Raw genomic sequence first — 23,203 nt, 5'->3', positions numbered from 1 at the left:
CTCTACGCCCTCACCCGTACAGGGTGAGGGCAATAATCTTTACACCAACGCCCCGTAAATCGTCAGTAGCGCAATCACCACCACGACCACGAACGAGGTTTTCTTCGCCATTGAAACCGCTGCCTTCGGCGTCTCAACCTTATCGACATGCGGTTCACGCGCCAGTGAGAACTGTGCCAGACGCGTTAATACCTGGTATTGCGATGTATGGAAATCGGTCAGTGAAGCAAACCAGGCTGGTAACGCTTTCTCACCGTGACCAATCAAGGCATAAACTACGCCCGCAAGGCGAACTGGTACCCAATCCAGTACATGAAGCACGGCGTCAATGCCGGACTGTAAACGATGATGCGGCGTCTGATATCGCGCCAGCCAGTATTGCCATGCACGCAAGAACGCATACCCCATCAGCGTAACGGGTCCCCAGGTTCCCCCCACAATCAGCCAGAACAGCGGTGCAAGATAAAAACGAAAGTTAATCCACAGCAATGCATTTTGCAGCTCACGCAAATACTCACGTTCGTCGCAGCCTGCCGGGACGCCGTGAATCATGGTGAGTTCGCCAGCCATCGTGGCACGGGCATGGCTATCATTACGTGAAGCTGCTGTCAGATAAGCATGATAATGAAGACGAACTTTACCTGCGCCAATACACAGCAAACCAATCAGCAGCCACACCAGCAGCGTGGGGACGTTGAACAATACTCCCTGCAATGCGTGTAACAGTAAAAAAGTCACGCCCATCGCAATAATGGTCATGCCTAACGTGCGCCCGAGAGAAAAATGTTTCACCCGCCGAAAGAACGCTTCAAGACGATGATCAAGCTGCCAGTGCTCGCCCAACTTAAACAGGCGCTCGAAAATTAACACCAGTAAGGTTGTAAATAGCGTCATGTTGTCTCCTTGCTGACCAGCGCACGAAACCGTGTCCAATCAAATGCAGGGCCGGGATCGGTTTTCCGATCCGGCGCAATATCACAATGGCCCGTCATGTTATTAGCGATATCCGGATAGCGATCAATCAGTGCCCGCGTAACCGCCGCAAGCTGTTGATACTGCGCATCGGTATACGCCAGCGTATCGGTGCCTTCAAGCTCAATCCCAATAGAAAAATCATTGCAGCGTTCGCGCCCCTGATACTGAGAGACTCCCGCATGCCAGGCACGTTTATCGAAAGGAACATACTGGACTATTTCACCATCACGGCGAATCAAACAGTGAGCGGAGACGCGCAAATGGGCGATCTCAGCAAAGAAAGGATGTGCCTGCGGATCAATAGTTCCAGTGAATAATGCGTCGATCCACGGACCGCCAAACTCGCCTGGCGGCAGGCTAATATTGTGCACCACCAGCAGGGTGGGTGTTTCGTCGTCCGGGCGGCAATCGTAATGTGGTGAGGGAACGCGGCGCGCGCCAACCAGCCACCCCTGTTCTAACAACATGCAGGATCTCCTTATATGTGGTGCTAATACCCGGTTCAGAGTAGCATGTTTCTACCTTATGATTCGTTAGCTATCTGGAGTTTTAACATGCCGCCTCGCCGCTATAACCCTGACACCCGACGTGACGAGCTGCTGGAACGCATTAATCTCGATATCCCCGGCGCGGTGGCCCAGGCGCTGCGGGAAGATTTAGGCGGAACAGTCGATGCCAACAATGACATTACGGCAAAACTTTTACCGGAAAATTCTCGCTCTCATGCCACGGTGATCACCCGCGAGAATGGCGTATTTTGCGGCAAACGCTGGGTTGAAGAGGTGTTTATTCAACTGGCAGGCGACGATGTCACCATAATCTGGCATGTGGATGACGGCGATGTCATCAACGCCAATCAACCCTTGTTCGAACTTGAAGGCCCATCCCGCGTGCTGTTAACGGGCGAACGCACTGCGCTTAATTTTGTGCAAACCCTTTCAGGAGTTGCCAGTAAGGTACGCCACTATGTCGAATTACTGGAAGGCACCAACACGCAGTTGTTGGATACGCGTAAAACCTTACCCGGTCTGCGTTCAGCGCTGAAATACGCGGTACTTTGCGGCGGCGGAGCGAATCACCGTCTGGGGCTTTCTGATGCCTTCCTGATCAAAGAAAACCATATTATTGCCTCCGGCTCAGTGCGCCAGGCGGTCGAAAAAGCGTCCTGGCTGCACCCGGATGCGCCAGTAGAAGTCGAAGTAGAGAATCTGGAAGAACTTGATGAGGCCCTGAAAGCCGGAGCCGATATCATCATGCTGGATAACTTCGAAACAGAACAGATGCGCGAAGCCGTCAAACGCACCAACGGCAAGGCGCTACTGGAAGTGTCTGGCAACGTCACTGACAAAACACTGCGCGAATTTGCCGAAACGGGCGTGGACTTTATCTCCGTCGGTGCGCTAACTAAACACGTACAAGCACTCGACCTTTCAATGCGTTTTCGCTAATAGCTGACAGATTTATCCGCTCCATAGTGGGCGGATAATCTCCCCTTCCCCAACCTTCTTCGTAACGCCTCGCAAATTTCTTGTCTTTCGCTGCAACGAAATAAAAAACCTCGGAAGCAGCTTTCCCGTTTCGTTTTTTGCCCCTCGCCTGTGCTGATGGCGTTTGCCAAAGTAGCACCAACCAAATCAAGGAGCGAAACAGATGGACAAGCAACGCGGTTTTACACTTATCGAACTGATGGTGGTTATTGGCATCATTGCCATTTTAAGCGCCATTGGTATTCCCGCTTATCAAAACTACCTGCGCAAAGCCGCACTCACCGACATGCTACAAACCTTTGTGCCTTACCGTACCGCCGTAGAGTTGTGCGCGCTGGAACATGGTGGATTAGATACCTGCGACGGTGGCAGCAATGGCATTCCCTCGCCTACCACCACCCGCTATGTTTCAGCCATGAGTGTGGCAAAGGGCGTGGTGTCGCTGACCGGGCAAGAAAGTCTCAATGGGCTAAGCGTCGTCATGACGCCAGGTTGGGATAACGCAAACGGCGTCACCGGCTGGGCGCGCAACTGCAATATTCAAAGTGACAGCGCATTGCAGCAAGCCTGCGAAGATGTCTTCCGCTTTGATGACGCCAACTAAGGAGCGGCAATGAATATTCCACAGCTCACGGCCCTGTGCCTGCGTTATCAGGGAGTCTTGCTGGATGCCAGCGAAGAAGTGGTTCATGTTGCGGTGGTCGATGCCCCCTCACATGAGTTGCTGGACGCATTGCATTTCGCTACCACCAAACGTATTGAGATCACCTGCTGGACGCGCCAACAAATGGAAGGTCACGCCAGTCGCACACAACAGACATTGCCCGTAGCTGTTCAGGAGAAGCATCAGCCCAAAGCAGAGTTGCTGACTCGAACGTTACAATCTGCGCTGGAACAACGCGCGTCTGATATTCATATCGAACCAGCGGACAATGCCTACCGCATCCGCTTGCGTATCGACGGCGTATTGCATCCTTTACCGGATGTTTCACCGGATGCCGGAGTCGCGTTAACCGCCAGATTAAAAGTGCTGGGAAACCTGGATATTGCGGAACATCGCCTGCCGCAGGATGGGCAATTCACTGTCGAACTGGCAGGAAACGCCGTCTCATTTCGTATTGCGACCTTACCATGTCGGGGTGGTGAAAAGGTGGTATTAAGGTTGTTACAGCAGGTGAGCCAGGCACTGGATGTCAACACGCTTGGAATGCAGCCGTTACAACTGGCGGACTTTGCTCATGCCTTGCAACAACCACAGGGACTGGTGCTGGTAACTGGCCCTACAGGCAGCGGCAAAACGGTCACGCTTTATAGTGCCCTGCAAACGCTGAATACCGCTGACATTAATATTTGTAGCGTCGAAGATCCGGTTGAGATCCCCATAGCCGGACTAAACCAGACGCAAATCCATCCGCGTGCCGGGCTCACCTTTCAGGGCGTTTTGCGTGCGTTATTGCGCCAGGATCCTGACGTCATCATGATCGGAGAGATCCGCGATGGCGAAACAGCAGAGATCGCTATTAAAGCCGCGCAAACCGGTCACCTGGTGTTGTCTACCCTACACACCAATTCCACCTGCGAAACGCTGGTACGTTTACAGCAAATGGGAGTCGCCCGCTGGATGCTCTCATCAGCGCTTACGCTGGTAATAGCCCAGCGTCTGGTACGTAAACTTTGCCCACATTGTCGCCAGCAGCAAGGGGAGCCCATCCATATTCCAGACAATGTATGGCCGTCGCCGCTGCCCCACTGGCAGGCACCCGGTTGTGTACATTGCTACCACGGTTTTTATGGTCGCACGGCCTTATTTGAAGTTCTGCCCATAACACCGGTCATACGTCAGCTTATTTCCGCTAATACCGACGTTGAATCGCTGGAAACTCACGCCCGACAGGCGGGTATGCGTACGCTTTTTGAAAACGGCTGCCTCGCCGTGGAGCAAGGCTTAACCACCTTTGAAGAGTTAATCCGCGTACTGGGGATGCCGCATGGCGAGTAAGCAACTCTGGCGCTGGCATGGCATAACCGGCGACGGCAATGCGCAAGATGGGATGCTATGGGCAGAGAGCCGTACTTTACTGCTTATGGCACTACAGCAACAGATGGTTACCCCACTAAGCCTGAAGCGAATCGCCATCAATTCTGCGCAGTGGCGAGGAGATAAAAGCGCGGAAGTCATTCATCAACTGGCGACGCTACTCAAAGCCGGGTTAACGCTTTCTGAAGGGCTGGCACTGCTGGCGGAACAGCATCCCAGTAAGCAATGGCAAGCGTTGCTGCAATCGCTGGCGCACGATCTCGAACAGGGCATTGCCTTTTCCAATGCCTTATTACCCTGGTCAGAGGTATTTCCGCCGCTCTATCAGGCGATGATCCGCACGGGTGAACTGACCGGTAAGCTGGATGAATGCTGCTTTGAACTGGCGCGTCAGCAAAAAGCCCAGCGTCAGTTGACCGACAAAGTGAAATCAGCGTTGCGTTATCCCATCATCATTTTAGCGATGGCAATCATGGTGGTTGTGGCAATGCTGCATTTTGTTCTGCCGGAGTTTGCCGCTATATATAAGACCTTCAACACCCCACTACCGGCACTAACGCAGGGGATCATGACGTTGGCAGACTTTAGTGGCGAATGGGGCTGGCTGCTGGTGTTGTTCGGCTTTCTGCTGGCGATAGCCAATAAGTTGCTGATGCGCCGCCCGACCTGGCTTATCGCGCGGCAGAAATTGCTGTTACGCATCCCGATTATGGGGTCACTGATGCGGGGACAAAAACTCACGCAGATCTTTACGATTCTGGCGCTGACTCAAAGTGCAGGCATTACTTTTTTACAGGGCGTAGAGAGCGTCAGAGAAACAATGCGCTGCCCGTACTGGGTGCAACTTCTGACACAAATCCAGCAAGATATCAGTAACGGTCATCCCATCTGGCTGGCGCTAAAAAATGCCGGTGAGTTTAGCCCGCTCTGTTTGCAATTAGTGAGAACGGGAGAGGCCTCCGGCTCGCTGGATCTCATGTTAGACAACCTCGCCCATCATCATCGGGATAACACAATGGCGCTGGCGGATAACCTAGCAGCCTTACTGGAACCGGCGTTGCTGATCATAACGGGAGGAATTATCGGTACGCTGGTGGTGGCGATGTATCTGCCAATTTTCCATTTAGGCGATGCGATGAGTGGGATGGGATAACGCTGGCGTGTTGCTCCACACCAGCGTTGGGAGATTACAGGTTGTTGAAGATGCGGTTTTCTTGTTCCTGCACACGGATAAATGTGGTGCGCTTGGTCAGTTCTTTCAGGCGTGAAGCCCCAACGTATGTACAAGCTGAACGCAGGCCGCCCAAAATATCACGCGCGGTATTTTCAACCGGGCCTCGCAGCGGCAGCTTAACGGTTTTACCTTCTGCTGCGCGATATTCCGCAACGCCGCCAACGTGACGTTTCATCGCAGACTCGGAGCTCATGCCGTAGAACAGCATAAATTTCTCGCCGTTCTCCTCAACGATGCGACCGCCGCTCTCTTCGTGGCCCGCCAGCATGCCGCCAAGCATGACGAAATCGGCACCGCCGCCAAAGGCTTTCGCCACATCGCCCGGCGTGGTGCAGCCACCATCGCTGACGATCATTCCGCCCAGACCGTGCGCAGCATCGGCACATTCGATTACCGCAGAAAGTTGCGGATAACCGACGCCTGTTTTGACACGAGTTGTACAAACAGAACCTGGGCCAATGCCAACTTTAACGATATCGGCACCGGAGAGGATAAGCTCCTCACACATTTCACCAGTCACTACGTTGCCAGCACAAATGGTTTTGGTCGGCCACGCTTCACGCGCTTTCGCAACGAACTGCACGAAGTGTTCGGAATAACCATTCGCCACATCAATACAAACGAAGTTTAATGCCGGGTTCAGGTCGAGAATCTGTTTAGTTTTTTCGAAATCCGCATCAGACGTACCGGTAGAAACCATCACATGTTTCAGCACATCAGCGGAAGAATTGTTGATAAACGCTTGCCACTCTTCGACAGAATAGTGTTTATGCACAGCAGTCAAAATATCAAAAGAAGCCAGCGCAGAGGCCATAGAAAATGTGCCTACGGTGTCCATATTTGCGGCGATAATCGGCACGCCGGACCAGCTCTGACCTGAATGTTTGAAGGTGAATTGACGTTCCAGTTCAACATCGGAACGGCTTTTAAGAGTGGAGCGTTTAGGGCGGATGAGAACGTCTTTAAAACCTAACTTCAGATCTTCTTCAATACGCATGTGCGGATTCCTGGGGTTAATGGCTATAAGGGTAAGAGCGCAACTCCAGTGACGCTATCATACGCACTAATCAATGCGGCGCAAGACTGCGAAATTGTCTTTTTTTACGCTACAATCCCATAAATTTACCTGGTAAATAGTGAGCGAACGTTTCATCAATTTCGCTTTCGTGCGCTCATTTTTAACGTTTTGATAATCATGATGAATTCCCGGGAATATAAATTATGAGGTTTATAGTTGCCTTAACGGGAGGCATTGGCAGTGGCAAGAGTACCGTTGCCAATGCGTTTGCTGATCTCGGAATTAACGTCATTGATGCCGATATTATTGCGCGTCAGGTGGTTGAACCAGGTGCACCTGCGCTACATGCCATTGCTGATCACTTTGGCGCTAACATGATTGCTGCTGATGGAACATTGCAGCGCCGGGCCTTGCGCGAGCGGATCTTCGCCAACCCGGAAGAGAAAAACTGGCTTAACGCCCTGCTGCATCCGCTGATTCAACAAGAGACGCAACACCAGATCCAGCAAGCAACTTCCCCCTATGTACTGTGGGTTGTGCCATTGCTGGTAGAAAACTCACTGTATAAAAAAGCGAATCGAGTGCTGGTGGTGGATGTCAGCCCAGAAACGCAACTTAAGCGCACCATGCAGCGCGATGATGTAACTCGCGAGCATGTCGAACAAATCCTTGCTGCTCAGGCAACGCGCGAAGCCCGCCTTGCCGTGGCAGATGACGTCATTGATAATAACGGCGCACCGGATGCTATCGCATCGGATGTTGCCCGCCTGCACGCACACTATTTGCAGCTTGCGTCGCAGTTTGTCTCACAGGAAAAACCGTAATGCAGACCCAGGTCCTTTTTGAACATCCACTAAATGAAAAAATGCGTACATGGCTGCGCATTGAGTTTTTGATTCAGCAACTCACCGTTAATTTACCCATCGTTGACCACGCTGGCGCGCTGCATTTCTTCCGTAATGTCAGTGAATTACTGGATGTTTTCGAGCGCGGCGAAGTCCGCACTGAGCTGTTGAAAGAACTTGACCGGCAGCAACGTAAACTCCAGACCTGGATTGGCGTGCCTGGCGTGGACCAGAGCCGTATTGAAGCATTAATTCAGCAGTTAAAAGCGGCGGGGAGCGTATTAATTTCCGCGCCGCGTATCGGGCAATTTCTGCGTGAAGATCGTTTGATTGCTCTGGTGCGTCAGCGACTGAGCATCCCAGGCGGCTGTTGCAGCTTTGATTTACCAACATTGCACATTTGGCTGCATCTACCCCAGGCGCAGCGCGACAGCCAGGTAGAAACCTGGATTGCCAGCCTGAACCCGCTCACCCAGGCACTTACCATGGTGCTGGATTTAATTCGCCAGTCGGCCCCCTTCCGTAAACAAACCAGCCTGAATGGTTTTTATCAGGATAACGGTGGCGATGCCGACTTGCTGCGCCTGAATCTGTCGCTCGATTCACAGCTTTATCCGCAAATTTCCGGACATAAGAGCCGTTTTGCCATTCGTTTTATGCCGCTGGACACTGAAAACGGGCAGGTACCGGAACGTCTGGATTTCGAACTGGCCTGTTGCTAAGGAGTAAAAATGTCAGAAACTATTACGGTGAATTGCCCAACCTGCGGGAAAACGGTGGTGTGGGGTGAAATCAGCCCGTTTCGGCCATTTTGCTCCAAACGTTGTCAGCTGATCGACCTCGGAGAATGGGCTGCTGAAGAAAAACGAATCCCCAGCAGTGGCGATCTTTCCGAAAGCGATGACTGGAGCGAAGAACCAAAGCAGTGACATTTGTCTGATGCCGCACGTAGGCCTGATAAGACGCGGACAGCGTCGCATCAGGCATCTTGTGCAAATGTCGGATGCGGCGTGAACGCCTTATCCGACCTACAAAAACAAATTTATCAATGAGTTAGAAATCCACGTAGGCCTGATAAGACGCGCCAGCGTCGCATCAGGCATCGTGTGCGAATGTCGGATGCGGCGTAAACGCCTTATCCGACCTACAAAAACAAATTTATCAATGAGTTAGAAATCCACGTAGGCCTGATAAGACGCGCCAGCGTCGCATCAGGCATCGTGTGCAAATGTCGGATGCGGCGTGAACGCCTATCCGACATACACACGCTTAAGCTTCGCAATTACCGGTTCATTGGCTGGCGGAAAATCATCGGCATTAAGACCGACTAGCGACATCCACTCACCGGGTTGCCCTTCTTTACCCCACGGCTCCCCTTCCCAGCTTTCGACCAGCCAGAACCACAGAGTTATATGCCTGTCCGGGAATTCATATTCCAGTTTTTCAAATAGCGAAAAATGTTGTGGGGTAATCCCGACTTCTTCCTGAAGTTCACGCACCACCGCCTGTTCCGGCGTTTCACCCATTTCAATTTTACCGCCGGGAAACTCCAGTTTATTCGCCATGTGCGCATCTGCTGCGCGACGCGTTATAAAGATTTCATTGTTCTCGTTGCGAATAATACCTACCGCAATTTGCAGCTTTTTCATTGTCTTAAACCTATAAAAAAGGCGCAGAATCCTGCGCCTTTTACTTCAACAGTTAGCTTTTATTGCAGGCGGCCATGGCACTGCTTGTATTTTTTACCAGAACCGCACGGGCAAGGATCGTTACGTCCTACTTTGCGCTCACCGGTTTGCGCCGCCAGTGCAGCTGCGGCTGCAGAGTCGTCATCCTGATGGCTAAGCTGCTGCATTTGCGCTAAACGCTCGGCTTCCATACGACGCTGTTGTTCCAGCTCCTCAACCTCTTCAGGCATACGTACCTGAACTTTGCTCAGCGTGCTGATAACTTCATATTTCAACGACTCCAGCATCGCTGCAAACATGGAGAACGATTCACGTTTGTATTCCTGCTTCGGATCTTTCTGTGCGTAGCCACGCAGGTGGATACCCTGACGCAGATAGTCCATCGCTGCCAGGTGCTCTTTCCACAGGGAGTCAAGCGTTTGCAGCATGACGCCTTTCTCGAAGTGACGCATCATCTCTGCACCAACCACTTCTTCTTTACGCTGATACACTTCGATGGACTGCGCCAGAATGCGCTCACGCAGCGTCTCTTCATGCAGTTCTGGTTCTTTATCCAGCCACTCAGCAATTGGTAAATCGAGGTCGAAATCGTTCTTCAGACGTTCCTGCAGCCCCGTAATATCCCACATTTCTTCCAGCGACTGTGGCGGAATGTAGGCATCAATGGTGGCTTTGAACACATCTTCACGAATGCTGTTAATGGTTTCGCTCACATCGCTGACATCCAGCAGTTCGTTACGCTGGGAGTAAATGGCGCGACGCTGATCGTTAGCCACGTCATCATATTCCAGCAGTTGCTTACGAATGTCGAAGTTACGGCTTTCAACTTTACGCTGGGCGTTAGCAATCGCTTTGGTCACCCACGGGTGTTCAATGGCTTCGCCTGGCTTCATACCCAGTTTACGCATCATGCCGGATACTCGGTCGGAAGCAAAAATACGCATCAGCGCATCTTCCATCGACAGGTAGAAACGGGAAGAACCAGCATCCCCCTGACGACCAGAACGACCGCGCAACTGGTTATCGATACGACGGGATTCGTGACGCTCGGTACCGATGATATGCAGGCCACCTGCTGCCAGTACCGCATCGTGACGTACCTGCCAGTCGGCTTTAATTTTTTCAATTTGCTCTGCGGTCGGATTTTCCAGCGCGGCAACTTCTGCCTGCCAGCTACCACCGAGCACAATATCTGTACCACGACCCGCCATGTTGGTCGCGATAGTCACCGCAGCCGGATAACCTGCCTGAGCAACAATCGCCGCTTCGTTGGCGTGGAATTTGGCGTTCAGGACATTGTGCTTAATACCGGCTTTGGTCAGTTCGTTTGACACCAGCTCCGATTTTTCGATGGAGATAGTACCCACCAGCACCGGCTGGCCTTTCGCAGTACGTTCTTTGATATCTTCAATGATCGCCTGAATTTTTTCCGCTTCAGTCATGTAGACCAGGTCCGGCAGATCTTTACGAATCATTGGACGGTTGGTCGGAACAACGACGGTATCCAGTTTGTAGATGGAGCTAAATTCGAAAGCTTCGGTATCAGCAGTACCGGTCATCCCCGCCAGTTTTTCATACAGACGGAAGTAGTTCTGGAAGGTGATCGAAGCCAGCGTTTGGTTTTCGTTCTGGATCTGCACACCTTCTTTCGCTTCCACAGCCTGGTGCAGACCATCGGACCAGCGACGGCCCTGCATGGTACGACCGGTGTGTTCGTCAACGATGATAACTTCACCATCTTTAACGATGTAGTCGACGTCACGGGTAAACAGCGCATGAGCGCGCAGCGCCGCCGTTACGTGGTGCATCAGCATGATGTTGGCCGGAGAGTACAGAGACTCCCCTTCATCCATGATGCCCTCTTTCACCAGCAGTTCTTCAATCAGGACCAGACCACGTTCGGTCAGGTTCACCTGGCGAGATTTTTCGTCCACCGAGAAGTGGCCTTCGCCCTGGAAGGTTTCGGAGTCTTCTTTTTCCTGGCGGATCAGGTGTGGAATAATTTTATTCACGCGTTTATACATTTCCGAGCTGTCTTCTGCCGGACCGGAAATGATCAGCGGTGTACGCGCTTCATCGATCAGGATGGAGTCCACTTCGTCCACCAGCGCATAGTGCAGTTTACGCTGTACACGTTCTTCAGGGCTGAACGCCATATTGTCGCGCAGGTAGTCAAAGCCGTATTCGTTGTTCGTACCGTAAGTGATGTCAGCTGCGTAAGCTTCGCGCTTTGCCGGTGCTGGCATGCCCGGCAGGTTGATACCGACAGTCAGGCCAAGGAATTCAAACAGCGGACGGTTGTTTTCGGCGTCACGTTGCGCCAGGTAGTCGTTGACGGTAACTACATGCACGCCTTTACCGGTTAGTGCGTTCAGGTAAGCAGGCAGCGTTGCGGTCAGGGTTTTACCTTCACCGGTACGCATTTCGGCGATGCAGCGTTCGTTAAGAACCATACCGCCGAGTAACTGAACGTCGAAGTGACGCATACCAAAAACGCGCTTACTTGCCTCACGCACCACGGCGAAAGCTTCCGGGATCAGATTTTCCAGCACTTCGCCTTTTTCCAGACGCGCACGAAACTCTGCGGTTTTCCCTTTCAGTTCTTCGTCGGAGAGTTTTTCCATCTCCGGTTCCATGGCATTGATGATGTTGACCACTTTGCGCATCCGGCGCAGGGTGCGATCGTTACGACTACCGAAAACTTTAGTTAATAATTTGATTAGCATAATAAAATCTCAAACGCCCCGCGTTGCGGAGTTAATAAAATGAAGTAAAGGTTTATTGTTGTTAGCTGAGGCGTTGAGGGCCAGCGCGGATGCCTTGCGCCTGGCTTATCCAGACGGGCGTGCTGAATTTTGCTTGTGGGGTAAAATGCGCATAATCAATGCGATAACCCTTTTCAGACGGCGTGCCTTCCTGGGTCAGCAGCGCGCTGAGCGTATCCAGTAATGCAAGATGTTGCGCCTGAAGAGGCAAAGATTCTTCAGCAACGGGCAGCGTTTGCGGTGCCATTGCGAAGGAAAGATGACGGATTACCGTGCGAATGGCATGTTGATGCCAGTAATCAACGGAATAGTTCGAATTCGGGCGGCGCGTGTTCGCTTCCAGCAAGGCCAATTGACCAAAGTTAACTTTGGCTGAAGGCTCGTGGTTGCGGGTTGTCGCTTTTGCGGGCGCGTTTGGTTCGGCGGCGTTGCTGAGCGCAGGCAAACCTAAACTCGCCGCAACCATCCCTAATAAGAGATGCGGCCAGAAGTAGCGTTTACCAAACTGTCGCCAGCGCGTCAGTATTCCACTCACGTTATTGCCATCCCGATCGTATTCAAACGTATTTAGCGCACAAATCTTATCATTAAAGCCTGAAGTCCACAGCACGAATGAAGATAAGTTGTGCGTAAAAGTGCTTAAGAAAACAGCGTTCGCACCGTTTTTTATAGCTCTTATAAAATTCAAAAAAAAACGACTGGTTCACCTGGCCGGAGAGAGTGCCAGATTTGCCAGTCGAATTTTATACGACAGTATAAATGTCGTTATGCCAGTACGGCTGAAGGCGCTTTGAAGGCCAACGGCAGTTCTGCGTCGTCCTGGAAGGTCACATATTCCCAGGCTTCCTGTTTCGCCAGGACAGCCTGCAGCAGTTTGTTATTCAGTGCATGACCGGATTTATAAGCGGTAAATGCACCAATAATATTGTGACCACACATGAACAAGTCACCGATCGCATCGAGCATTTTGTGACGCACAAATTCGTCTTCAAAACGCAGGCCGTCTTCGTTCAGTACGCGATAATCGTCAACAACGATGGCACAATCGAAGCTGCCGCCCAGGCACAAACCACGGGACTGCAGATATTCGATATCACGCATGAAACCGAACGTACGCGCGCGGCTGATCTGGCGCATAAACGCATCAGCGGAGAAGTTCATCGCATAGCGCTGGTTGCTGGAATCAATAGCCGGATGGTTAAAATCGATGGTGAAATCCAGCGAAAAACCATTGTACGGCTTAAATTCAGCCCACTTATCGCCATCTTCGACACGAACAGTCTCTTTGATGCGAACAAATTTCTTGGCGCAGTTCAACTCGTCGATACCGGCGTCAAGCAGCAGGTATACAAACGGAGCGGCGCTGCCGTCCATGATCGGGATTTCCGGCGCGTTAACTTCGATAACAATGTTATCGATGCCCAAGCCCGCGAGAGCAGCATTGAGGTGCTCTACGGTTGAAATCCGTACATCATGCTCGTTGACCAGACACGTACAGAGCATGGTATCACGCACAGATTTGGCATCGGCCGGGAAATCTACCGGTGGATTCAAGTCGGTGCGACGATAGATGACCCCGGTGTTGGCCGGCGCAGGGCGTAACGTCAGGGTGACTTTCTTGCCGGTATGTAAACCGACACCCGTCGCCTGAACGATACGTTTAAGTGTCCTTTGTTTGATCATCGTATTATCTCGCCAAATTACCTATCCAACCGAAGTGTACTATACATTCGGCGGGCCAGTTTAGCACAAAGAGCCTCGAAACCCAAATTCCAGTCAATTCTTAATCAGCTTGCTTACGCAGGAATGCTGGGATATCCAGATAATCCGGCTCTTTCGCAGTTTGCGGCGCATTGTCATTCACGACTTTAGCAACCGGCTTCTGCTCCTGGGTCAGCGGAGCCATCCCGTGCTGCTGGTAGCGATCCATCACTGGCTGCTGAACCTGCTTATTGGTCACCAGAGTGATTTCAGGACGTTTGTCCATGCCGATACCTGTCGCAACAACAGTTACGCGCAGCTCGTCATTCATATCCGGGTCAAGAGAAGTACCGATAACCACAGTCGCGTTGTCGGAAGCAAATGCACGGATGGTGTTACCTACCGTTTCGAACTCATCCAGACGCAGGTCGAAGCCCGCTGTGATGTTAACCAGCACGCCGCGTGCGCCAGATAGGTCGATATCTTCCAGCAGCGGAGAAGAGATAGCCATTTCAGCAGCTTCTTCCGCACGGTCTTCACCGCTCGCCACGCCAGAACCCATCATTGCGTAGCCCATTTCAGACATTACGGTGCGTACGTCTGCAAAGTCCACGTTCATCAAACCCGGACGAGTAATCAGTTCGGCGATACCTTGCACAGCGCCTTTCAGTACATCGTTCGCTGCACCAAACGCATCCAGCAGGGAGATACCGCGGCCCAGAACTTTCAGCAGTTTGTCGTTCGGGATAGTGATCAGAGAGTCCACATGCTTGGACAGTTCAGTGATCCCCTGCTCGGCGAATGCCATACGCTTCTTGCCTTCAAAGTTGAAAGGCTTAGTGACGACAGCAACGGTCAGGATACCCAAATCTTTTGCCACTTCAGCGACGACTGGTGCTGCACCTGTACCGGTACCACCACCCATACCCGCAGCAATAAAGACCATGTCTGCACCTTCCAGCGCCGCACGCAATGCATCGCGATCCTCATCAGCCGCATTGCGGCCAACTTCTGGATTAGCGCCAGCGCCCAGTCCTTTGGTGATACCGCTACCGATTTGAATCGTCTGTCCAACCGCTGTTTTACGCAGCGCTTGTGCATCGGTATTTACCGCGAAGAATTCAACACCTTCAATGCGCTCGCGCACCATGTGTTCAACAGCATTACCGCCGCCGCCGCCGACGCCGATGACTTTAATCACCGCGTCATTGGTAAGTTCCATTGGTTCAAACATAGTTTCTCTCCGATTTGTGCCTGTCGCCTGAGGCCGTAATCATCGTCGGCCTCATAAAAATTAAAACTCTTTTCGCAGCCAACTATTGAGTCGCTTGATCCACGAGCCAACTGATGCTGTAACACGTTTTTCTACTTCAGCTTCACCGTTAAGATGTGACTCTTTCCCATAGTGAAGCAATCCCACCGCCGTCGAATAATACGGCTCCTGAGCATAATCCGTTAAACCGGTAATGTTCAGCGGCGCGCCGATACGCACTTGCGTATGAAACACGCGCTGAGCACAGGCTGCAAGACCTTCGATCTGCGCTGCGCCACCGGTTAATACAATGCCTGCCGCCAGGTGATGTTTAACCCCTTGTTGGCGAAGCTTTTCCTGCAACTGCAATATCTCTTCGTTGACCAGGTTGAGCAGCTCGGTATAGCGCGGCTCGATCACCTCTGCCAGGGTCTGACGTTGCAGACTCCGCGGCGGACGACCACCTACGCTCGGCACTTCCACGCTCTCATCTTTTCCAACGATGGAACCCAGCGCACAACCGTGGCGAACTTTAATCGCTTCGGCGTCGCTTGGCGGCGTGCCAAAGGCGTAAGCGATATCACTGGTCACGACATTGCCAGCATAAGGAATTACCTTAGTGTGGCGCAATGCCCCACCGGTATAAACGGCGATATCCATTGTACCACCACCGATATCGACGACGCAGACACCCAGTTCACGTTCATCTTCCGTCAATACCGAATAACTTGATGCCAGTCCGGCAAATATCAGTTGGTCAACTTTCAGCCCACAACGTTCAACCGCTTTGACGATGTTTTTCGCCATATCGTTGTGACATGTGATCAAGTGCACTTTTGCCTGCATCCGCACGCCCGAAAGTCCTACCGGATTCTTGATCCCTTCCTGATAGTCAATCGCATACTCTTGCGGGATCACATGCAGCACACGATGCTCATCGCGCACACGCACCGATTTCGCGGTATGGACGACGTTTTCCACATCTTCTTGCGTTACTTCTTCTTCAGAAATAGGCACCATACCAATTTCATTCTGGCAGCTGATATGCTTACCAGAAAGCGCCAGATATACCGAAGAGATCTGACAATCTGCCATCAATTCTGCCTGGTCAATGGCACGCTGTACGCACTTGACCACGGATTCGAGGTCGTTCACCCCGCCTTTATCCATACCACGCGACGGGCAGCTGCCCACGCCAATGATATTGACCATACCGTCGGGCAGAACTTCCCCTACTAAAGCGGCAACCTTCGCGGTACCAATCTCCAGTCCTACTACCAGTTTTCTGTCCGTCGCCTTGATCATTGTTGTTCTGCCTGTGCCTGATTTTGTTGCTGAGTAGATTCCTCTGGCGGCAAGGGCGCCCAGCCTACTGCCGCTCCAGAGTCATAACGCAAATCAACGTAGCTAATCCGTTTGCCATCGGTTTGCGCCTGCTGCTGTAAAACCGGATAAAGTTCTACAAAGCGAGCCAAACGTTTCATCGTATCGCCCCGGCCAAGATTGAGCTTAATATCGTTATTCAGCGTCAACTGCCAGGAACGCCGCGCGGTCATCGCCGCTTCCTTCAGAGTAAATCTGTCCTTTGCCAGCATCTGCCCCATTTCGCGATAGCCCTGCAACACTTCATTGGCGCTGCCTTCCGGGCCATACAGCATTGGAAGCACCTGCTTGCTGGTGCGATCTGGCGGCACGCTGAAGGTGTTTCCTTCCGCGTCTACCATGTGTTGATCATTCCACCGCGCAATCGGCACATATTCAACCAGATGAATCTTCAATTCATCAGGCCACTGCTTTCTGACGCTCACCTGCTTAATCCACGGCAGGCGTTGTTCTATTTGCGTCTGGATGATGTTGACATCCTGGGTCATAAAGGTACCCGGCTCACCCAATGCCAGGATCGACTGCCGGATATCGTCATTACGCGTGTAATGGCGTTCACCGGTCAACACCAGCTTTGAGAGCGGCAGGCGTTGCGCATCTTCCATCCAGCCCAACACGACCCAGCCGCTCACCAACACTGTCGTTAAAACGGTCAGCAGGAAAAGGATCCCCGCCAGACGCGTTCCATTATTGCGGCGAGAAGAAACCTCTTCTTCGCTGTTTCGCGTGTTCAGAGCAGCCTGCGACATATTAGTCCGCCAGTTCCAGAATTCGTACTACCAACTGCGAGAAGCTCATACCTGCCTGACGTGCCGCCATCGGCACCAGGCTGTGGCTGGTCATACCCGGTGAGGTATTGGCTTCCAGCAGATAAAACTGTCCATCGCTGTCCAGCATAACGTCAATACGTCCCCATCCTTTGCAACCTAACGTCGTCCATGCTTTCAGCACTAATGCCTGCAAATTGGCCTCTTGTGACGCTTCCAGACCAGCGGGGCAGAAATACTGTGTCTCATCAGAGAGATACTTCGCCTCATAATCATAGAAGGTTCCGGCCGGTTGAATACGTATTGACGGTAAAATTTCTTCACCGAGTATCGCAACCGTGAACTCCGGCCCACTTAGCCATTTTTCAATCAATACTTCTTCATCGTGCTGAAATGCCAATCTTAATGCATCTTGTAGAGCATTTTCTGCTACTACTTTTGACATTCCCACACTGGAACCTTCGCGGCTCGGCTTAACGATAACCGGCAAACCCAGAGCAGAAATTTCTGCTAACTGCTTATCGCTAAGGCCTTTTTCAAACTCTGCGCGGGTTAACGCTACCCACGGCGCGACCGGTAAACCAGCACCTTGCCACAGCAGTTTGCTGCGTAGTTTATCCATTGAAAGCGCAGATGCCATCACTCCGCTGCCGGTATAAGGCAAGCCCATCAGCTCGAGCATGCCCTGCAGCGTACCATCTTCACCGCCGCGACCGTGTAGCGCGATAAACACTTTCTGAAAGCCCATCGACTTTAGTTGCGTCACGTCGACTTCTTTCGGGTCGACAGGATACGCATCAATACCGCCTTCACGCAGCCCGGCTAACACCGCTGCGCCAGAATTCAGAGAAACTTCCCGCTCAGCGGAAGTCCCGCCCAACAGGACCGCGATTTTATCAGTCATGTTGTTCTTCCTCCGGAGTTTGCGGCTTCAGTTTGATTTCAGCTAAAGAACGGGCAATTTTTCCGATATTACCAGCCCCCTGAACGAGAATCAGGTCGTTACCGGTTAATACCGGTGCCAGCATCTCGGCTACCTGCGCCGGGTCAGGCACCAGAATGGGATCAATTTTCCCACGTCCACGAATTGTGCGACACAGCGAACGGCTGTCCGCTCCCGGAATTGGCGCTTCGCCAGCCGGATACACTTCCAGCATCAACAGGGTATCAACCTGCGTCAGCACATTGGCGAAATCATCATACAGGTCGCGCGTACGGGTAAAACGGTGCGGCTGAAACAGCATTACCAGGTTTTTATCCGGCCAGCCTGCACGCGCCGCTTTAATGGTGGCGTCAACTTCCGTCGGGTGGTGGCCGTAGTCATCGACCAGCATTGCCGTACCGCTTTTACCATTCACTGGCTCCAGCGGGAATTCACCAAGGAAATCAAAACGGCGACCAGTCCCCTGGAAGCTCTCCAGCGCACGCAAAATAGCCTCGTCGTCAATGCCCTCTTCCGTAGCAACCGCAACCGCAGCTGCGGCGTTCAGCGCGTTATGACGACCTGGCGCATTCAGGGTGACGCGCATCGGCTCTTTGTCCTGGCGCAGCAGCGTAAAGTGCCCCTGCGGGCCAATCTGCTGATAATCTTCTACACGCACGTCGGCATCTTCGCTGAAGCCATAAGTTGTGGTCTGACGTCCCACACGCGGTAACAATTCGCGGATCACCGGATCATCAACACACATCACCGCACGACCGTAAAACGGCAGGTTGTGCAGAAAATTAATAAAAGTCTGTTTTAAATTCTCAAAGTCGCCCTGGTAGGTATCCATGTGGTCGGCTTCGATATTGGTGACAATCGCCACCATCGGTTGCAGATGCAGGAACGATGCATCACTCTCATCTGCTTCGGCAATCAGGTACCGACCATGCCCCAAACGCGCATGAACCCCCGCCGCTTTTACCAGCCCGCCGTTAACGAAGGTTGGGTCGAGCCCCGCTTCTGCGTAGATGCTGGAGACCATCGCGGTAGTTGTCGTTTTGCCGTGCGTTCCTGCAATGGCGATGCCATGACGAAAACGCATTAACTCAGCCAGCATTTCGGCACGACGGATCACCGGAATACGCGCTTCATGAGCTGCGACAATTTCCGGGTTATCGGCAGAAATGGCGCTGGAAACAACGACCACGCTGGCATCACGTACGTTTTCCGGGCGATGGTTGAAATAAATCGTCGCTCCCAGATTCATTAACTGCTGCGTGACCGGATTTGGCGCTAAATCGGAACCACTGATCTGATAACCTTCATTGGCCAGAACTTCGGCAATACCACCCATACCGGCACCACCGATGCCGACAAAATGTATGTGCCGAACGCGACGCATTTCGGGCACGATGGAACGCAGTTTTGCCAATTGTTGTGTATTCATTCTTTACGCCATTAACTTCTTAAATTCATACGATGCAAAAGGCATCGCTACAATTACGCCCGGGCAGCCCGGCTCACTTCATTTGCCACTCGCTCGGTGGCATCCGGAATGGATGCAGCGCGGGCGCGTTCTGCCATGGTTAATAAGGTTTCTCGCGACCACCCGGCCAGGGTGTTGGCGACAGCATCCACGCTAAGCTGTGGCTGCTCGATAATTTTGGCTGCGCCCGCTTTTTCCAGCGGTAGCGCATTCCAGTATTGCTGGCGGTCTTTATGTTGAAACGGCACAAACAACGCCGGTAGTCCTGCCGCGGCGATTTCACTCACCGTTAACGCACCGGAGCGGCAAACGACGACATCCGCCCACGCATACGCCGCCGCCATATCATCAATAAATTCCGTCACTTTATGCTGCGGTTGCCCCGCTTCGGCATACGCCTGTTCAACGGATTGTTGCGAACCTTTGCCGCTCTGATGCCAGATAGTGACTGAATCACCCAGTTTCGCAGCAACCTGCGGCATTGTCTGGTTAAGAATGCGTGCGCCCTGGGAACCACCCACTACCAGCACACGAACCGGACCTTCACGTCCAGCCAAACGTTGCTGCGGCAACGGTAGCGCCAACACATCGGTACGCACCGGGTTACCCACCACTTCCGCATTGGGGAAAGCACCTGGAAACGCCTGCATCACTTTGGTGGCAATCTTCGCCAGCCATTTATTGGTTAAGCCCGCAATACCGTTTTGTTCATGAAGTACAACCGGAATGCCTAACGACCACGCGGCCAGACCACCAGGACCTGATACGTAGCCGCCCATACCGAGCACCACGTCAGGTTTGTACGCTTTCATAATCGCCCGCGCCTGACGCCAGGCATTGAAGATACGCAGCGGCGCAGCTATCAGTGCTTTTATACCTTTTCCACGCAGACCAGAGATACGAATGAAATCAATTTCGATGCCATGTTTTGGCACTAAGTCCGCTTCCATACGGTCGGCAGTCCCCAGCCAGCGAACTTGCCAACCCTGAGCCATTAGATGGTGCGCAACCGCCAGTCCCGGGAATACATGTCCACCGGTTCCGCCTGCCATCACCATTAATCGCTTTCCTTGACCACTCATCGTGAACCTCGTACAAACGCCTGCGCTTTCTCCAGACGCGTTTCATAATCAATACGCAACAGCATCATGATGGCTGTCGACATAATCAGTAAGCTCGAACCACCGTAACTGATCAGCGGCAATGTCAGACCTTTGGTCGGTAACATCCCTGCCGCCGCGCCTACGTTAACCAGCGCCTGGAAGCTAAACCAGATGCCAATGGAACAGGCGAGAAAACCGGAAAAACGGTGGTCAATTTCTAACGCTTTGCGGCCAATCGACATCGCGCGAAAAGCGACGAAGAATACCATTAAAAGTGCCAGCACCACACCGACATACCCCAGTTCTTCGCCGATAATGGCGAAAATAAAGTCAGTGTGCGCTTCCGGCAGATACTCCAGTTTTTGTACCGAGTTACCTAAACCTTGCCCCCAAAGTTCGCCGCGACCAAACGCCATCAGCGATTGCGTTAACTGATAGCCGCTGCCAAAGGGATCTTCCCACGGGTTCCAGAATGCGGTAACACGGCGGATACGGTACGGTTCGGCGAGGATCAGCAACACAACCGCTGAAATGCCCATACCGATAATGGCAATGAACTGCCACAATTTCGCTCCCGCAAGGAACAACATCGCCAGCGTAGTCACAAACAACACCACCACCGTACCAAGGTCTGGCTGTGCCAGCAGTAACACTGCCAACACCAGAATCACGCCCATCGGTTTCAGGAAGCCGCGCAGGTTATTACGTACTTCGTCACCTTTACGCACCAGATAGTTGGCGATATAGCAAAACAGCGACAGTTTTGTCAGCTCCGCAGGCTGGATACGCAGCAAACCGAGATCGATCCAACGCGATGCCCCTTTAACAGAGCTACCCACTACCAACACAATCATCAGCAGGATGATAGATCCGAGCAGCATCGTGGCACTGTAGCGTTGCCAGAACTCCATCGGCAGACGCAGCGTAATGATCGCCAGAATGAATGCCAGGATCAGATAGACGCCATCACGCTTCGCGAAGAAGAACGGATCGTTGGTTAAGCGTTGCCCTATGGGCATTGACGCCGAGGTCACCATGATAAAGCCAATCGCCGCGAGGCCGAAGGTCAGCCACAGTAAGGTGCGATCGTACATGATCAGGCTGTCGGTATCTTTTTCCCGCGAGCCCATCACCCAGCCCTTTAGCGCCGTGGAGATCCAGACCAGGATACTGAATCCTGGCAGGCGCGGCATTTTCAGGCGAGGGAGAGATAAACGCATCAACCTAACTCCTTCGCCAGACGGGCAAACTCATTGCCTCGTTGTTCAAAGTTCTTGAACTGATCAAGGCTGGCACAGGCCGGGGAGAGCAGAACCATATCTCCTGGTTGAACACGCGGAGCCAGCAAGCGCATCGCCTGTTCCATAGTTTCGGTTTGTTCTGCCACTTCCGGGCGTAACGCCGCCAGCTGCGCGCCGTCACGACCGAAACAATACAGACGTACGTTATCGCCATTCAGGTAACGCGCCAGTGGGCTAAAGTCCGCCGATTTACCATCGCCGCCCAGCAACAAATGCAGCGTGCCGTCTACGTGCAGGCCATTCAGCGCCGCTTCCGTACTGCCGACGTTGGTCGCTTTTGAATCGTTAATCCAACGTACGCCGTTATGCTCCAGCACAACTTCAAAGCGATGCGGCAGACCAGTGAATGTGGTTAACGCTTTCAGGCTGCTGGCTCGCGGTAACCCTGCGGCATCTGCCAGTGCCAGCGCCGCCAGCGCATTGGTGTAGTTATGCTGCCCGGAAATTTTCATTTCTTTCACGTTCAGCACTTTCTCGCCTTTCACCCGCAGCCAGGTTTCGCCCTGCTGATGATTCAGGTGATAGTCACCCATGTTGACGCCAAAGCTGACGCAGCGTTCATCCGCACCGCGAATCGGCATTGTTAAGGCATCATCAGCATTAACCACGCAAACTTTCGCGTTTTCGTAAATGCGCAGTTTTGCTGCACGATACTGTTGTAAACCAAACGGATAGCGATCCATATGATCTTCAGTCACGTTCAGAATGGTCGCTGCTACCGCCTGTAAGCTGGAGGTGGTTTCCAGCTGGAAGCTCGACAGTTCCAGCACGTACAGTTCACACTCATCATCCAGTAGCATCAACGCAGGCAGGCCAATATTGCCACCCACACCAACGTTAACCCCCGCCGCTTTCGCCATTTCACCCACTAGCGTGGTGACCGTGCTTTTGCCGTTAGAACCGGTAATCGCCACAATCGGTGCTTGTGCTTCGCGACAGAACAGCTCGATATCGCCAACGATTTCGATTCCGGCATCAGCGGCAGCGCTTAAGGATGGATGCGCCAGTGCAATACCGGGACTGGCGACAATCAGATCTGCCGCCATCAGCCATTCATCATTCAGACTGCCCGTGTGGCGTTCAACGGCTTCGGGTAATTTATCCAGGCCAGGCGGTGTCATACGCGTATCCATAACGCGCGGCGTCACACCGCGAGCGAGGAAAAAGTCCACGCAGGAAAGCCCGGTGAGGCCCAGGCCGATAATGACAACATTTTTACCCTGGTAATCAGCCAT

General features: G+C 52.6%; 23 protein-coding genes. 7 read left to right on the top strand and 16 right to left on the bottom strand.

All coding sequences use genetic code 11. The features are described from left to right. Window positions 1-39: 39 nt before the first annotated feature. Complete coding sequence (gene ampE / locus HUZ68_RS03450) at window positions 40-894, bottom strand: beta-lactamase regulator AmpE (RefSeq protein WP_000171987.1); 855 nt, start codon at window positions 892-894, stop codon at window positions 40-42. Beyond that, a complete protein-coding gene (gene ampD, locus HUZ68_RS03445) occupies window positions 891-1,442 on the bottom strand; it encodes a 1,6-anhydro-N-acetylmuramyl-L-alanine amidase AmpD (protein WP_000923728.1) in 552 nt (183 codons plus the stop codon). The genes ampE and ampD overlap by 4 nt, the downstream gene beginning before the upstream one ends. Window positions 1,443-1,529: 87 nt before the next feature. Between ampD and nadC the strand changes: the two genes are divergently transcribed. From nadC to hofC, 4 genes are all read left to right on the top strand, one after another. Next, window positions 1,530-2,423, top strand: a complete 894-nt coding sequence (nadC, locus tag HUZ68_RS03440) for a carboxylating nicotinate-nucleotide diphosphorylase (RefSeq protein WP_001135168.1) — start codon at window positions 1,530-1,532, stop codon at window positions 2,421-2,423. Window positions 2,424-2,625: 202 nt separating this feature from the next. Next, entirely contained in the window at window positions 2,626-3,066 is a 441-nt protein-coding gene (gene ppdD, locus HUZ68_RS03435) for a prepilin peptidase-dependent pilin (RefSeq protein WP_000360900.1), read from the top strand. 9 nt (window positions 3,067-3,075) lie between these two features. After that, window positions 3,076-4,461, top strand: a complete 1,386-nt coding sequence (gene gspE / locus HUZ68_RS03430) for a type II secretion system protein GspE (protein ID WP_001025192.1) — start codon at window positions 3,076-3,078, stop codon at window positions 4,459-4,461. Next, on the top strand, window positions 4,451-5,653 hold the full coding sequence (gene hofC / locus HUZ68_RS03425) for a protein transport protein HofC (RefSeq protein WP_033814575.1): 1,203 nt from the start codon (window positions 4,451-4,453) through the stop codon (window positions 5,651-5,653). The genes gspE and hofC overlap by 11 nt, the downstream gene beginning before the upstream one ends. Before the next feature lie 34 nt (window positions 5,654-5,687). On the opposite strand, the gene guaC is transcribed toward hofC, so the two are convergent. Both guaC and HUZ68_RS03415 read right to left on the bottom strand, forming a co-directional pair. Next, window positions 5,688-6,731 carry a GMP reductase gene (gene guaC, locus HUZ68_RS03420; RefSeq protein WP_001217338.1) on the bottom strand — a complete coding sequence of 348 codons (1,044 nt, stop codon included), beginning with the start codon at window positions 6,729-6,731 and terminating at the stop codon, window positions 5,688-5,690. A gap of 155 nt (window positions 6,732-6,886) precedes the next feature. Continuing rightward, window positions 6,887-6,931, bottom strand: a complete 45-nt coding sequence (locus HUZ68_RS03415; protein WP_120795372.1) for a protein YacM — start codon at window positions 6,929-6,931, stop codon at window positions 6,887-6,889. 24 nt (window positions 6,932-6,955) lie between these two features. On the opposite strand from HUZ68_RS03415, the gene coaE reads away from it, so the two are divergent. From coaE to yacG, 3 genes are read left to right on the top strand one after another with little or no spacing between them, the layout of a single operon-like run. Further along, window positions 6,956-7,576 carry a dephospho-CoA kinase gene (coaE, locus tag HUZ68_RS03410; RefSeq protein ID WP_033561373.1) on the top strand — a complete coding sequence of 207 codons (621 nt, stop codon included), beginning with the start codon at window positions 6,956-6,958 and terminating at the stop codon, window positions 7,574-7,576. Beyond that, complete coding sequence (zapD, locus tag HUZ68_RS03405; protein ID WP_001194734.1) at window positions 7,576-8,319, top strand: cell division protein ZapD; 744 nt, start codon at window positions 7,576-7,578, stop codon at window positions 8,317-8,319. Before coaE ends, zapD begins: the two co-directional genes overlap by 1 nt. A 9-nt stretch (window positions 8,320-8,328) precedes the next feature. Next, complete coding sequence (gene yacG, locus HUZ68_RS03400) at window positions 8,329-8,526, top strand: DNA gyrase inhibitor YacG (RefSeq protein WP_000005042.1); 198 nt, start codon at window positions 8,329-8,331, stop codon at window positions 8,524-8,526. Window positions 8,527-8,847: 321 nt separating this feature from the next. Here the strand turns inward: yacG and mutT are convergent, their stop codons facing one another. The 12 genes from mutT to murD form a co-directional block, all read right to left on the bottom strand. Continuing rightward, on the bottom strand, window positions 8,848-9,246 hold the full coding sequence (mutT, locus tag HUZ68_RS03395) for an 8-oxo-dGTP diphosphatase MutT (RefSeq protein ID WP_000736016.1): 399 nt from the start codon (window positions 9,244-9,246) through the stop codon (window positions 8,848-8,850). A gap of 59 nt (window positions 9,247-9,305) precedes the next feature. Beyond that, the gene (secA, locus tag HUZ68_RS03390; RefSeq protein ID WP_000905784.1) at window positions 9,306-12,011 is read right to left on the bottom strand and encodes a preprotein translocase subunit SecA; all 2,706 of its coding nucleotides are present in this window, start codon (window positions 12,009-12,011) and stop codon (window positions 9,306-9,308) included. A gap of 61 nt (window positions 12,012-12,072) precedes the next feature. Then, window positions 12,073-12,585, bottom strand: coding sequence for a secA translation cis-regulator SecM (secM, locus tag HUZ68_RS03385; RefSeq protein ID WP_000014320.1), 513 nt, complete (start codon window positions 12,583-12,585; stop codon window positions 12,073-12,075). A gap of 230 nt (window positions 12,586-12,815) precedes the next feature. Continuing rightward, window positions 12,816-13,733, bottom strand: coding sequence for a UDP-3-O-acyl-N-acetylglucosamine deacetylase (gene lpxC / locus HUZ68_RS03380; protein WP_000595482.1), 918 nt, complete (start codon window positions 13,731-13,733; stop codon window positions 12,816-12,818). Between the two features lie 100 nt (window positions 13,734-13,833). Next, complete coding sequence (gene ftsZ / locus HUZ68_RS03375) at window positions 13,834-14,985, bottom strand: cell division protein FtsZ (protein ID WP_000462776.1); 1,152 nt, start codon at window positions 14,983-14,985, stop codon at window positions 13,834-13,836. A gap of 60 nt (window positions 14,986-15,045) precedes the next feature. Continuing rightward, a complete protein-coding gene (ftsA, locus tag HUZ68_RS03370; RefSeq protein WP_000588474.1) occupies window positions 15,046-16,308 on the bottom strand; it encodes a cell division protein FtsA in 1,263 nt (420 codons plus the stop codon). Then, the gene (ftsQ, locus tag HUZ68_RS03365) at window positions 16,305-17,135 is read right to left on the bottom strand and encodes a cell division protein FtsQ (protein ID WP_000075744.1); all 831 of its coding nucleotides are present in this window, start codon (window positions 17,133-17,135) and stop codon (window positions 16,305-16,307) included. The genes ftsA and ftsQ overlap by 4 nt, the downstream gene beginning before the upstream one ends. Before the next feature lies 1 nt (window position 17,136). Then, entirely contained in the window at window positions 17,137-18,057 is a 921-nt protein-coding gene (gene ddlB, locus HUZ68_RS03360) for a D-alanine--D-alanine ligase (RefSeq protein ID WP_000130051.1), read from the bottom strand. Beyond that, the gene (murC, locus tag HUZ68_RS03355; RefSeq protein ID WP_001096048.1) at window positions 18,050-19,525 is read right to left on the bottom strand and encodes a UDP-N-acetylmuramate--L-alanine ligase; all 1,476 of its coding nucleotides are present in this window, start codon (window positions 19,523-19,525) and stop codon (window positions 18,050-18,052) included. Before murC ends, ddlB begins: the two co-directional genes overlap by 8 nt. Before the next feature lie 53 nt (window positions 19,526-19,578). Continuing rightward, window positions 19,579-20,646, bottom strand: a complete 1,068-nt coding sequence (gene murG, locus HUZ68_RS03350) for an undecaprenyldiphospho-muramoylpentapeptide beta-N-acetylglucosaminyltransferase (RefSeq protein ID WP_000016559.1) — start codon at window positions 20,644-20,646, stop codon at window positions 19,579-19,581. Further along, window positions 20,643-21,887, bottom strand: a complete 1,245-nt coding sequence (ftsW, locus tag HUZ68_RS03345) for a cell division protein FtsW (protein ID WP_001295532.1) — start codon at window positions 21,885-21,887, stop codon at window positions 20,643-20,645. The genes murG and ftsW overlap by 4 nt, the downstream gene beginning before the upstream one ends. Continuing rightward, on the bottom strand, window positions 21,887-23,203 hold the full coding sequence (murD, locus tag HUZ68_RS03340) for a UDP-N-acetylmuramoyl-L-alanine--D-glutamate ligase (RefSeq protein WP_000796476.1): 1,317 nt from the start codon (window positions 23,201-23,203) through the stop codon (window positions 21,887-21,889). Before murD ends, ftsW begins: the two co-directional genes overlap by 1 nt.

Origin of the sequence: Shigella dysenteriae, assembly GCF_022354085.1 — a bacterium.
Lineage (GTDB): Bacteria > Pseudomonadota > Gammaproteobacteria > Enterobacterales > Enterobacteriaceae > Escherichia > Escherichia coli.
Note: the sequence above shows the minus strand (reverse complement) of the source record. Positions and strands in the feature narration are given on the sequence as shown.

Excerpts from the sequence above, each read along its gene's own strand:
- ampE (WP_000171987.1), bottom strand. The coding sequence starts at position 894 with ATGACGCTATTTACAACCTTACTGGTGTTAATTTTCGAGCGCCTGTTT.
- ampD (WP_000923728.1), bottom strand. The coding sequence starts at position 1,442 with ATGTTGTTAGAACAGGGGTGGCTGGTTGGCGCGCGCCGCGTTCCCTCA.
- nadC (WP_001135168.1), top strand. The coding sequence starts at position 1,530 with ATGCCGCCTCGCCGCTATAACCCTGACACCCGACGTGACGAGCTGCTG.
- ppdD (WP_000360900.1), top strand. The coding sequence starts at position 2,626 with ATGGACAAGCAACGCGGTTTTACACTTATCGAACTGATGGTGGTTATT.
- gspE (WP_001025192.1), top strand. The coding sequence starts at position 3,076 with ATGAATATTCCACAGCTCACGGCCCTGTGCCTGCGTTATCAGGGAGTC.
- hofC (WP_033814575.1), top strand. The coding sequence starts at position 4,451 with ATGGCGAGTAAGCAACTCTGGCGCTGGCATGGCATAACCGGCGACGGC.
- guaC (WP_001217338.1), bottom strand. The coding sequence starts at position 6,731 with ATGCGTATTGAAGAAGATCTGAAGTTAGGTTTTAAAGACGTTCTCATC.
- coaE (WP_033561373.1), top strand. The coding sequence starts at position 6,956 with ATGAGGTTTATAGTTGCCTTAACGGGAGGCATTGGCAGTGGCAAGAGT.
- zapD (WP_001194734.1), top strand. The coding sequence starts at position 7,576 with ATGCAGACCCAGGTCCTTTTTGAACATCCACTAAATGAAAAAATGCGT.
- yacG (WP_000005042.1), top strand. The coding sequence starts at position 8,329 with ATGTCAGAAACTATTACGGTGAATTGCCCAACCTGCGGGAAAACGGTG.
- mutT (WP_000736016.1), bottom strand. The coding sequence starts at position 9,246 with ATGAAAAAGCTGCAAATTGCGGTAGGTATTATTCGCAACGAGAACAAT.
- secA (WP_000905784.1), bottom strand. The coding sequence starts at position 12,011 with ATGCTAATCAAATTATTAACTAAAGTTTTCGGTAGTCGTAACGATCGC.
- lpxC (WP_000595482.1), bottom strand. The coding sequence starts at position 13,733 with ATGATCAAACAAAGGACACTTAAACGTATCGTTCAGGCGACGGGTGTC.
- ftsZ (WP_000462776.1), bottom strand. The coding sequence starts at position 14,985 with ATGTTTGAACCAATGGAACTTACCAATGACGCGGTGATTAAAGTCATC.
- ftsA (WP_000588474.1), bottom strand. The coding sequence starts at position 16,308 with ATGATCAAGGCGACGGACAGAAAACTGGTAGTAGGACTGGAGATTGGT.
- ftsQ (WP_000075744.1), bottom strand. The coding sequence starts at position 17,135 with ATGTCGCAGGCTGCTCTGAACACGCGAAACAGCGAAGAAGAGGTTTCT.
- ddlB (WP_000130051.1), bottom strand. The coding sequence starts at position 18,057 with ATGACTGATAAAATCGCGGTCCTGTTGGGCGGGACTTCCGCTGAGCGG.
- murC (WP_001096048.1), bottom strand. The coding sequence starts at position 19,525 with ATGAATACACAACAATTGGCAAAACTGCGTTCCATCGTGCCCGAAATG.
- murG (WP_000016559.1), bottom strand. The coding sequence starts at position 20,646 with ATGAGTGGTCAAGGAAAGCGATTAATGGTGATGGCAGGCGGAACCGGT.
- ftsW (WP_001295532.1), bottom strand. The coding sequence starts at position 21,887 with ATGCGTTTATCTCTCCCTCGCCTGAAAATGCCGCGCCTGCCAGGATTC.
- murD (WP_000796476.1), bottom strand. The coding sequence starts at position 23,203 with ATGGCTGATTACCAGGGTAAAAATGTTGTCATTATCGGCCTGGGCCTC.